The sequence below is a fragment of the Radiobacillus sp. PE A8.2 genome, assembly GCF_045635475.1.
Classification (GTDB): domain Bacteria; phylum Bacillota; class Bacilli; order Bacillales; family Amphibacillaceae; genus JBJGXI01.
The window spans coordinates 1-10,147 of sequence record NZ_JBJGXI010000084.1; the positions used below are offsets into that span (position 1 = coordinate 1).

11 protein-coding genes are annotated in these 10,147 nt (G+C 36.4%); 7 read left to right on the forward strand and 4 right to left on the reverse strand.

Annotated elements, in window-relative coordinates; all coding sequences use genetic code 11:
- Positions 1–502 precede the first annotated feature (502 nt).
- The 6 genes from ACI6MV_RS24400 (at position 503) to ACI6MV_RS24425 (ending at position 4,538) form a co-directional block, all read left to right on the forward strand.
- Complete coding sequence (locus tag ACI6MV_RS24400; RefSeq protein ID WP_407272924.1) at positions 503–745, forward strand: IDEAL domain-containing protein; 243 nt, start codon at positions 503–505, stop codon at positions 743–745.
- Positions 746–964: 219 nt separating this feature from the next.
- Entirely contained in the window at positions 965–1,714 is a 750-nt protein-coding gene (locus ACI6MV_RS24405; protein ID WP_407272925.1) for a M15 family metallopeptidase, read from the forward strand.
- Between the two features lie 290 nt (positions 1,715–2,004).
- On the forward strand, positions 2,005–3,390 hold the full coding sequence (fumC, locus tag ACI6MV_RS24410) for a class II fumarate hydratase (RefSeq protein ID WP_407272926.1): 1,386 nt from the start codon (positions 2,005–2,007) through the stop codon (positions 3,388–3,390).
- A 97-nt stretch (positions 3,391–3,487) separates the two neighbouring features.
- Positions 3,488–3,685, forward strand: a complete 198-nt coding sequence (locus ACI6MV_RS24415) for an alpha/beta-type small acid-soluble spore protein (RefSeq protein WP_407272927.1) — start codon at positions 3,488–3,490, stop codon at positions 3,683–3,685.
- A gap of 185 nt (positions 3,686–3,870) precedes the next feature.
- Positions 3,871–4,068, forward strand: coding sequence for an alpha/beta-type small acid-soluble spore protein (locus ACI6MV_RS24420; RefSeq protein WP_407272928.1), 198 nt, complete (start codon positions 3,871–3,873; stop codon positions 4,066–4,068).
- A 218-nt stretch (positions 4,069–4,286) separates the two neighbouring features.
- Positions 4,287–4,538 carry a hypothetical protein gene (locus ACI6MV_RS24425; protein WP_407272929.1) on the forward strand — a complete coding sequence of 84 codons (252 nt, stop codon included), beginning with the start codon at positions 4,287–4,289 and terminating at the stop codon, positions 4,536–4,538.
- A gap of 250 nt (positions 4,539–4,788) precedes the next feature.
- On the opposite strand, the gene ACI6MV_RS24430 is transcribed toward ACI6MV_RS24425, so the two are convergent.
- The 4 genes from ACI6MV_RS24430 to ACI6MV_RS24445 all read right to left on the reverse strand — a co-directional run bounded on the left by ACI6MV_RS24430 (position 4,789) and on the right by ACI6MV_RS24445 (position 8,680).
- The gene (locus ACI6MV_RS24430) at positions 4,789–5,889 is read right to left on the reverse strand and encodes an ABC transporter ATP-binding protein (RefSeq protein WP_407272930.1); all 1,101 of its coding nucleotides are present in this window, start codon (positions 5,887–5,889) and stop codon (positions 4,789–4,791) included.
- 148 nt (positions 5,890–6,037) lie between these two features.
- Positions 6,038–6,928, reverse strand: a complete 891-nt coding sequence (locus ACI6MV_RS24435; protein WP_407272931.1) for a PucR family transcriptional regulator — start codon at positions 6,926–6,928, stop codon at positions 6,038–6,040.
- A 323-nt stretch (positions 6,929–7,251) separates the two neighbouring features.
- On the reverse strand, positions 7,252–7,440 hold the full coding sequence (locus ACI6MV_RS24440) for a hypothetical protein (protein WP_407272932.1): 189 nt from the start codon (positions 7,438–7,440) through the stop codon (positions 7,252–7,254).
- Positions 7,441–7,540: 100 nt separating this feature from the next.
- Positions 7,541–8,680 (reverse strand): YheC/YheD family endospore coat-associated protein, encoded by a 1,140-nt coding sequence (locus ACI6MV_RS24445; protein ID WP_407272933.1) that lies wholly within the window; start codon positions 8,678–8,680, stop codon positions 7,541–7,543.
- 335 nt (positions 8,681–9,015) lie between these two features.
- Between ACI6MV_RS24445 and ACI6MV_RS24450 the strand changes: the two genes are divergently transcribed.
- On the forward strand, positions 9,016–10,125 hold the full coding sequence (locus tag ACI6MV_RS24450) for a DUF445 domain-containing protein (RefSeq protein ID WP_407272934.1): 1,110 nt from the start codon (positions 9,016–9,018) through the stop codon (positions 10,123–10,125).
- Positions 10,126–10,147: the final 22 nt, after the last annotated feature.

Sequence of the window (10,147 nt, forward strand, 5' to 3'; positions counted from 1 at the left end):
TAAAATTAAACAACTGTGGATATCTTACTAAGTTATTTAGCCACATCCAGCTCCAGCGCTAAAGCTGTAGTGAGACAACACCCGCCTTCGAATGATAAGTCAATATCGATTCGCATACGCTCATCGTGTTTCCTTTATCTCCTCGAAAATATAGAACAATTTTCTTCGTGCGAGGTAAAGCATCGAAGCCTACTCTGGTCCTCCGGTTCAGTCCATACGTCGCTATACGGGGTTCGTATTATAATCTAGAATGTGACGTAGTGGACTCTTATCTGTGACAAAAGAGGCATAATTAGCGGTGACAATAACCCCATCCATATACTCGAATTCACGTCCACTCCAGAATTATTAATGAAAGTTAGACTGGAGATTTTACCAATTATACATGTCCATGTTTAATATCCAAAAATTAAGGGAAAACTTCATATAAATATTCAGAAAATTGTTGCATTATTCCTTGAAATCAAGGATAATGAAAAAAAGGAACAAGGGGGCGTGTTCCATGAAAAAGCATAAAGTGGTTTACAAGTTAAGTGTTTTTGGAAACCGAAAAGGATCAAAAATAGTCGCAAAAAGGGAAATTCCCTTCGAGATTAAACTTGCGGCGAAGCTGATTTTGGATGATTTATGTTTTAGCTGGAATAAGACACACCTAGAAACGAAGATTAACGAATCCATTGATAAAATGGATAAAGAAGGTTTCATGATTTTAAGTAAACAGTATCAACCGTATACGTGGGAGTAAAGTATTTGTGGTAGACAAAGTATAATTTTATTTTTATAATCCTTGTCAAGTCATTTGGCAAGGATTTTTTTGGATGCTGATAATTATTAATTTATCACCATTTTTCTAAGTAACTATGTTATATTTTTAGTGAAGTAAATTTTATAAACATACCAATATTCGGAGTGAGAAATGTATATGATGCAAATAAAAAAGGTCTATTTTGTCCACTTAATGCTCATGATATTGGTGATAAGTGGTTGTGGTGAGCAACCTATATTATCAAGTATCGATAATAGTAAGATTACTCATCAACTAGAGGTTAAACAGGTGCTGAAGTTACCAGAACAAAAGCCTAGCCTGCCTGAGCAAGAGCCGTCGGAGGATGGACTTGTAACCGTAAATAATCCTACAAGTATTGAAGTATTATTAAATAAACAGAGAAAGCTTCCAGATGGTTATGTTCCAGAAGATCTTGTCGTACCTAATGTGCCTTTCTACTTTGATGAATACTTACCAAAGAAACAGATGAGACAAGAAGCGGCCACTGCACTCGAACAGTTATTTTATGCTAGTAATGAGCAAGCAGGTTTGAATTTAGTAGCAGCATCTGGATATAGATCCTATGCCACTCAAAAACAGATTTATGAGAATAATGTCAAGACTAAGGGAGAAGCGCACGCCAATCAATTTTCTGCAAAGCCAGGAACTAGTGAGCACCAGAGTGGCCTTGCGATGGACGTGACTACTGCAGATGTAGGTTTTTCTCTTGTTCAATCATTTAAAGAAACCGAAGAAGGTACATGGCTTGCTGAGCATGCGCATGAATATGGATTTATTATCCGTTATTTAGAAGGAAAGTCAGATATTACTGGATATGCTTATGAACCATGGCATTGTCGCTATGTTGGAACCGAAATGGCAACAGAGATTTATGAACAAGGCGTAACATTAGAAGAATTCTTTGGTTTTACACCGAATGTAAGTTAACAAGAAATTAGAAGAGGATTAGCTTAAGACAGCTAATCCTCTTCGTATAAATTTACAAATAAAAAATAGGAGCACGATTGTAAAGGCTCCTAAACCACTTTGTAATTTCTATTAATGAGCAAGGAAATATCCAATCAAGCCTTTTGAATATTCCTCCCCTCAAGGTTTATAGTACTATTATAACATAAAGCATAGTCATTTTATTTAACTTGTATAGAATGTTTTAAGTCCAATTTTTGTTAAAATTTGATACAATAATGAGGAAATTTAATTTAGGGAGGCAAAATGAAATGGATTATCGTATTGAAAAAGATACTTTAGGTGAAATTCAAGTTGAAGTAAATAAATACTGGGGTGCACAAACAGAACGTAGTAAGCAAAATTTTCCGATTGGTACTGAAAAAATGCCAACGGAGGTTATTCATGGCTTTGCTATCTTGAAAAAAAGTACAGCAATTGTAAATAGTGAACTAGGTTTATTGGAAAAGGAAAAAGCTGATGCTATAGCTTATGCAGCGGACCAAATTATATCAGGTGAGATGCAAGAACATTTTCCACTAGTCGTGTGGCAAACAGGAAGTGGAACGCAATCCAATATGAATGTAAACGAGGTTATTGCTTTTGTAGGTAACAAGTGGTTAAAAGAAAAAAACAGTGAACTTACACTTCATCCGAATGATGATGTAAATAAATCGCAAAGCTCAAACGATACATATCCAACAGCAATGCACGTTGCCGCTGTACTACAATTAGAGGATGCTGTTATTCCATCGTTGCAGACGCTTAAAGCTACGTTAAAAGAGAAAATGGAAGCGTTTAATGACATTGTGAAAATTGGTAGAACACACTTACAGGATGCTACACCTTTAACTTTAGGGCAGGAAATAAGTGGATGGCACCGGATGTTAGAAAAAACAGAGACAATGATCACTTCAAGTATTATTCACATTAAAGAACTTGCGATTGGTGGCACTGCAGTTGGGACAGGCTTGAACGCACATCCGCAATTTTCAGAACTTGTATGTAGTCAAATAAGCAAATTCACAAACAAGACGTTTATTTCTGCCCAAAATAAATTTCATGCACTGACAAGTCATGATGAGTTGGTGTATACGCACGGAGCATTAAAAGCATTAGCGGCAGACGTTATGAAAATTGCCAACGATGTACGTTGGTTAGCAAGTGGACCACGCTGTGGCATTGGAGAAATTAATATTCCTGCAAATGAACCAGGAAGCTCGATTATGCCAGGAAAAGTGAATCCTACACAAAGTGAGGCAGTTACGATGGTAGCTGCGCAAGTGATGGGAAATGATGCAACAATTGGATTCGCAGCAAGCCAAGGAAACTTCGAATTGAACGTATTTAAACCAGTTATTGCTTATAATTTCCTTCAGTCATGTCAGCTATTGGCCGATAGCATGCTTTCATTTGATGAGCGATGTGTAAAAGGACTAGAGCCTAATTATGAAAATATAGAAAAGAATTTAAATGATTCGCTTATGCTTGTTACAGCATTAAATCCTCATATTGGTTATGAGAATGCTGCTAAAATAGCTAAACAAGCATTTGCTGAGAATACTACTCTAAAAGAAGCTGCTGTGAGCTCTGGACTGCTTACAGAAGCACAGTTTGATGAATATATAAAACCAAGAGAAATGACTTATCCCAAGTAAGACGGGGTTTCATAAAGGATTTCATATTTTACCAGTACAAATTAATAATAAAATATCACTCTCCTGTTCACAATAGTTATTACAGGAGGTGATAAACATGGCTAGCAACAACTCAAACCAATTGTTAGTACCTGGAGTAGAGCAAGCGCTAGATCAAATGAAGTATGAAATTGCCCAAGAGTTTGGTGTAAACCTTGGAGCTGACACTACTTCTCGCGCAAACGGTTCTGTTGGTGGTGAAATCACCAAGCGTCTAGTTCAAACTGCTGAACAGCAATTTGGCGGACAAAAATAATAAGACTAATAATTAAATAAAAATTGGCTTTTGGAGGCATCTAATCAGATGCCTCCTTAGAGACTAAAGCAAACAGTGATTTACAACTAAGCAATACTAAAGGAAGAATTGCTAAAATTACCAGAGAAAATCCCTCATAATTATGTGGTAACTACTCAAACTAGAGTGTACAGGAGGTGATAATCATGGCAACAAACAATTCTAATCAATTACTTGTACCTGGTGTAGAACAAGCACTAGACCAAATGAAGTATGAGATTGCTCAAGAGTTTGGTGTAAACCTTGGAGCTGATACTACTTCTCGCGCTAACGGTTCTGTTGGTGGTGAAATAACTAAGCGTCTAGTTCAAACTGCTGAGCAACAATTCGGCGGACAAAAATAATAAATATTGAATGGATTGGAGACACCTATATAGGTGTCTCCTTTAGTCGTTATAATTTACCATTATTAGTTTTTTATTCATACATCAATAGCAAACAATTGTTTTATGCAATTCTCAAGCATTTGCTGCAAATTTACACACACAAATTGGGTGGATTATTTTTATAATTAAAGAGTATTCTAATAGGTAGAACGTGCCTTTTGTATGGGAGGAAGCCTATGTATGAATGTCCACTTTGTAACGGATTGACAGTTTCAAATCAACAATGTAAAGAATGTCGTGCAGTGATGGCGGATCAGGGGAAGGTTGCAGATTATTTTGATGACTATAGCCCTTATCTGGACGATGCAATAGCAAAGTTGATTGATGGTGCAGAGGAATCAGCGACAAACCACACATGCTCACATCTTTTCGTGTGTAATAATTGTGGGTTTGATCAACAAGTTATAGTCGAAGAAAATGAAAAGTAGTGGCATGTAAAAAGACAGGAGATATTTTCTCCTGTCTTTTTTGAAATCTTCGTCGATTCGCTCCAGTCGCTACGTTTCTATACGGCACTCTACGCTTTTCATATGTCTAGCTCCGAGTGCCAGAAACTAGGCGACTTCACGAATCGCCTTACGATAAGTCATCATCGATTCGCAAGCTCATCGTGATTCCTTTATCTCAGTCGATTCGCTCCAGTCGCTACGTTTCTATACGGCACTCTACGCTTTTCTATTATCTAATTACTAATTCTGTATCTGTATCAAAGAAGTGTGCTTTGTTCATATCAAATGCTAAATCAATCGTTTGACCGCCTTTAATATCAGTTCTAGAGTCTACACGGGCAATAAATTCTTGTCCGTCTAAAGAAGAATATAGATAAGACTCAGCACCCATTAACTCGGCAACATCAATATGAGCGGAAAGTTTGCTACCAGGATTAGCATCAATAAATAATGGCTCATCATGCATATCTTCAGGACGCATGCCTAGAACAATTTCTTTACCTACATAGCCTTGTTCACGAAGCATTTTCATTTTACCTTCTGGAACAGCCATCGAAGTTTCTTGAAATTTAACTTTTCCATCTTCTAAAACGCCTGTGAAGAAGTTCATAGAAGGAGAACCGATAAAGCCACCAACAAAGATGTTATTTGGTTTGTCGTATACTTCTTTTGGAGCACCTACTTGTTGGATAACACCGTCTTTCATAACAACTAGGCGAGTCGCCATCGTCATCGCTTCCGTTTGGTCATGTGTAACGTAAATTGTAGTTGTTTGTAAACGTTGGTGTAATTTTTGAATTTCAGCACGCATTTGTACACGTAACTTAGCATCTAAGTTTGATAAAGGTTCATCCATAAGGAAAACTTTCGCATCACGTACAATCGCACGTCCAAGAGCCACACGCTGACGTTGACCACCTGATAATGCTTTAGGCTTACGATCTAAATATGCTTCTAATCCTAAAATTTTAGCAGCATTTTGTACTCTTCTTTCAATTTCATCTTTTTTAAATTTACGAAGTTTTAAACCAAAAGCCATGTTATCATATACGTTCATGTGTGGATAAAGTGCATAGTTTTGGAATACCATCGCGATATCACGATCTTTTGGAGCTACATCATTCATACGAACGTTATCGATTAGTAAATCACCATCAGAAATTTCCTCTAAGCCTGCAATCATTCGTAGTGTTGTAGATTTACCACAACCAGATGGACCAACGAATACGACGAACTCTTTGTCTAGAATTTCTAAATTAAAATCTTTAACTGCTGGTTCAGCATTTTTTTCATATACTTTGAAAATACTTTGTAATTGTAACTCTGCCATGTTATTTCCCTCCTAAATTTTGAAAGCGCTTTTCTTATGTACTTAGTGTACCCAATTTCTTGTACAAGGTAAATGGCAGTTGTGCACAAAAAAGGACAACATACTTTGTGCACGTTTACATAATGGTTGAAAAAGGAATTAAACTTAGTTATTTCATTTTTCGTAACAATAGCGTTAGATATACCGTTAGCGCACCGTTAAATTGTTTCACATCGATGCCAGTTTTTTCGATGAATTTATCAACACGATATTGTAGGCTATTGCGGTGCATATAAAGCTGTTTGGCAGCAAGCGTAGCATTAGAATTGCAAGTTAGAAATACTTCGATTGTTTTCAACAATTCCTCATCATCAACAGTATCTGAAAGGATTGAATCAACGGTTGTTTTGGCTGCTACTTTACTGATTGGATCTAATAACAAATATGGTAGTGCGTCAACATATCGGATAACTGGTACTTGGGAATAGGTAAGTACAAGGTGGAAACATTGTTTTCCCCATTGGTAGTCTCTTGAAGCATTGTCTAAATGCTTGTACGTAGGAGAAATAAATAAGTGGACTTTCATATAAAAATCACTCATCAATACATCAATAATTTGATCAAAGGAAATTGGGTCATCCTCTGCAGAAGTGATTTCTTCTATGATCACACCTTCGTGATTATTTTCCCACAAAATTGAAACTTTACTTGGAAATAATCCTTGAATGGCTTCTCGAAAAGCAGATGGATCTACTTCAGTATCAGAAACGGCAAAAAATATAAAACGATAAGGTAAATTTTCCATAGTAGTTGTTGATTGGTTATCAAAGAGTATTTGCATCCAGAGTTTTTCTTTTTCTGTTCCAGGTGCTTGATTTGCATGATAAGGAGTTAAAAATGTTTCTAAAAGCAGTCGATCTTTCTCGGTTATTTCAATATTGGCGATACCAATAATTGTATTGTCTTCGGTTGTGTACCAATTGTATTGGTCAGTGTCCAATGGTGCATCAGAATATGCTTCTATAAGAGATGGGAATATTATTTTTAATTGATTAAGCATAACAGTTAGCCTCTTTCATTCTAATCTTTTCTTTAGTATAACAAAGCTGCGTTTTAGTTGCTTTAATTATGATAAACAAAGAAGCGTACAGCAAAGTACGCTTCTTTAAGTGCGTGTTCAAAAAGGTGACGAAGTAGCAGCAAGAAGGTCGAGGCTTTGAACATCCCCGCGACCGCAGTGAAATCTTGGTGCTTCGAAAGCATAGTCCTCGCACGCAGAAAAAGTGTTTTTCTTTTTCAAGGATAAGCTTTTCCATAACCGGATAGACGAACCAACGCTAGAGTTCGTTTGGTCCCTTTTTGAACAACTTCTTTAAGAATGAGTTAGCTTTCTTCAGGAAAGGGCTCGTTTTCTTTTGGTAGCTCCCGAGCTTGCTCTATTTGCATACGGTCATGAACAGAGTAGGTTGTACCGCCTGCCATGCCTTCGTTAATCATCCGGTCCACATCAACTTCATATTTTTCTCGTGATTTGTCGTAATCATTTTCAATGAATTTCTTCTTTTTCTCCATAAAAAAACCTCCTTTCTATCGTTAGTTTTCACGAAAGAAGGGAGGTCATTCATTTTAACGTGTAGAGTTAATACTAACGTTATAAGAGTTCCTTATTCAATTAGATCAAATCATTATTTTTACTTGAATTATAGAGATAAAAAGCATATTTAAATGGATAAGTTAAAATATTGTCTGCTTCATGTTTGATGGTGGGATGATTAAATATCCCATAACCTGGCTTTGCATTCGCTTCAAATAGCCATACATTTTCCTCGTTATCAATACCAAAATCAAAACCGATCTCTCCAAGTGGTTGATCAATTGCTTTTTCTAATTCGATACTCACTTTTTCAGCTGTTGTAGTTAATCGATGTCGAATTAAATTAGCTCTTTCGTTAGAAAATAACTCTTCAAGCAAGTGTACACTGCCGCCTCGTTTTACATGTGTCGTTAAACTACCCTTCCCAGCAAATTTGGCACAGGTTAATGTTACTTCCCAGCTATTTCGATGGTTTTTATTACAATGCACGCGAAAATCAATTGCACTTTTCCCTTTTTTAATTAAATCCACTTCTTTTTGTGCAACATACCCTTTAAAGCCGTTTGGAAAATGTTGTTTGAAAAATGCAGAGATTTTTGTGTAACGATTTACTTGTGGTTTATTTTGCAAATAATAATGACATTCTAATTCACCAGAGGGCAATTTAACACAACGGACGATTCCCTCTCCGCGGCTTCCGTGTATCGGTTTAATATATATTGGGAATTTGTCAGTCATTGCTATAATCTTGGACTCAGATGGATGAATGACAGTTGTTGGAATTAGATAGGAGCAAGCTACACTGCGCATGAGCAGTTCATAGATTTCCCATTTATTAAAGAAGCCCTGATTAAAGAATATTCCTTCATCTTGTAGTCGTTTCTTTGCTTGAATAACTTCTGGATGATGCTCAATTTTGCGATTGGGTATACGATCATAAATAATAGCCGGGTACATAAACACACCTTTGTGCCATTTTTCATTTTTATAGTAATATGCTGTAATTCTTCTATCATCAAGAGCAAGATGTTGATGACCAAAAATAACTGTTTGAAAACCTAGCTTCTCACCGGCTTTACTTAGTAGCTCAAAAACTTCTGTACGTGATCCTAATATGGACGTACCTTCTGTGAAACCCGCAGTAAATATCCCTAGGGTTAAGAGGATGATAATCTGCTGATCATTATTATCAATAGTTATTGTTTTGTTTTTAGGCATATTTAACTTAGACTTTAAATAAGAAGCAATGTATAATGTGCTTTGATCTTTTTGATGACCGAGACATTCAACAGTTGATTGATATGGACCGTATTGTATGCGATTGACTTGCTTAAAATCTTGATAAAATCGATAGGGGACAATGATACGATTTTTCTTACCTTGATAATACTTAATTTCAAATGTATACGTAGTAATTTTTGTCCCTCCTTTTTGAACATAGGTTTATTACTACATATATATGAGCGAAGTAAGATCGTCATGCCTAGGTTATAAATAAAGGAATATGAATATAAAGGATGATGAAAGTGCCGCAATTTGTACTTGTTATAATGATGGCTGTAATTGGTGCTGCTATTGGGGGTATCACGAATTCGTTAGCAATAAAAATGCTGTTCCGCCCATATAGTGCCAAATATATTTTTGGTAGGAAGGTCCCATTTACACCAGGATTAATTCCAAAACGCAGACAGGAGCTAGCAAAACAACTTGGGAAAATGGTTGTAGAGCATTTATTAACACCTGAGGGATTGAAGCGAAAATTACAGCATGCTACATTTCAAAATCAATTAAAAGGGTGGGCCAAAGAGGAAGCTAGAGGACTTCTTGAAAAAGATATCACAATTCAGCAACAATTAGAAAAAATGGGTGTACCGATAAATGAGTCAATCATCCGCGGGAAAATGGAGGATTGGACAGAAGCAGTCTACGAAAAATATATGGAAAGCCGTCGTCAACTACCTTTAAAAGAATTACTAGATGAACAATTAATTCATAAGGTGGAACAAAAAATAGATCCTTTATCTTCATACGCACAACAAAAATTAGGTGGATATTTAGAAAGTGAAGCATGTAGACGAAAACTTGAGGATATAATGGAATCGTTTTTGGAAGGGAGAGGCTTTTTTGGCAATATGATTGCTTCATTTATGGATAAAGATAGTATGATCGATAAAATCCAGCCAATGATTGTCCAATATGCTTATTCAAGTGAAGTACGCCAATGGATGAACCAAATTATATCCAATGAATGGCAAGATTGGTTAAACCAACCGTTGGAACATGTTGAACGTAAATTAGGTGGACGAGGAGCGATACTTAAAAATTTAGCTGGTGTTACGGAACAACTGCCAATTGGAAAATGGTTAAATAGTACGATGAGAGAAGTGACGGCACCAGTTACTAATTATATTGTTAATGTTGCTATTCCACCCGTTATTACAACGATAAGCGCATCGCTAGCTGATCGAATGGACACATTACTTCAAAGATTACAGCTAGAAGAAATTGTTGAAAAGGAAGTAGAAACATTCCCGATTGAACGAATCGAACAGCTTGTGCTAAGTATTTCAGCAAAAGAATTTAAACTGATTACATACCTAGGGGCATTACTAGGAGGAATGATTGGTGTTGTCCAAGGTCTTATTGTTCTTGTTATTCAATAGCATGAGCCTGTTCCGCTTCCTT

Bases quoted from the DNA above. Each gene is read 5' to 3' on its own strand.
- ACI6MV_RS24450 (WP_407272934.1), top strand. From the start codon at position 9,016: ATGGCTGTAATTGGTGCTGCTATTGGGGGTATCACGAATTCGTTAGCA.
- ACI6MV_RS24430 (WP_407272930.1), bottom strand. From the start codon at position 5,889: ATGGCAGAGTTACAATTACAAAGTATTTTCAAAGTATATGAAAAAAAT.
- ACI6MV_RS24420 (WP_407272928.1), top strand. From the start codon at position 3,871: ATGGCAACAAACAATTCTAATCAATTACTTGTACCTGGTGTAGAACAA.
- ACI6MV_RS24440 (WP_407272932.1), bottom strand. From the start codon at position 7,440: ATGGAGAAAAAGAAGAAATTCATTGAAAATGATTACGACAAATCACGA.
- ACI6MV_RS24425 (WP_407272929.1), top strand. From the start codon at position 4,287: ATGTATGAATGTCCACTTTGTAACGGATTGACAGTTTCAAATCAACAA.
- ACI6MV_RS24400 (WP_407272924.1), top strand. From the start codon at position 503: ATGAAAAAGCATAAAGTGGTTTACAAGTTAAGTGTTTTTGGAAACCGA.
- ACI6MV_RS24435 (WP_407272931.1), bottom strand. From the start codon at position 6,928: ATGCTTAATCAATTAAAAATAATATTCCCATCTCTTATAGAAGCATAT.
- ACI6MV_RS24405 (WP_407272925.1), top strand. From the start codon at position 965: ATGATATTGGTGATAAGTGGTTGTGGTGAGCAACCTATATTATCAAGT.
- ACI6MV_RS24415 (WP_407272927.1), top strand. From the start codon at position 3,488: ATGGCTAGCAACAACTCAAACCAATTGTTAGTACCTGGAGTAGAGCAA.
- ACI6MV_RS24445 (WP_407272933.1), bottom strand. From the start codon at position 8,680: ATGCCTAAAAACAAAACAATAACTATTGATAATAATGATCAGCAGATT.
- fumC (WP_407272926.1), top strand. From the start codon at position 2,005: ATGGATTATCGTATTGAAAAAGATACTTTAGGTGAAATTCAAGTTGAA.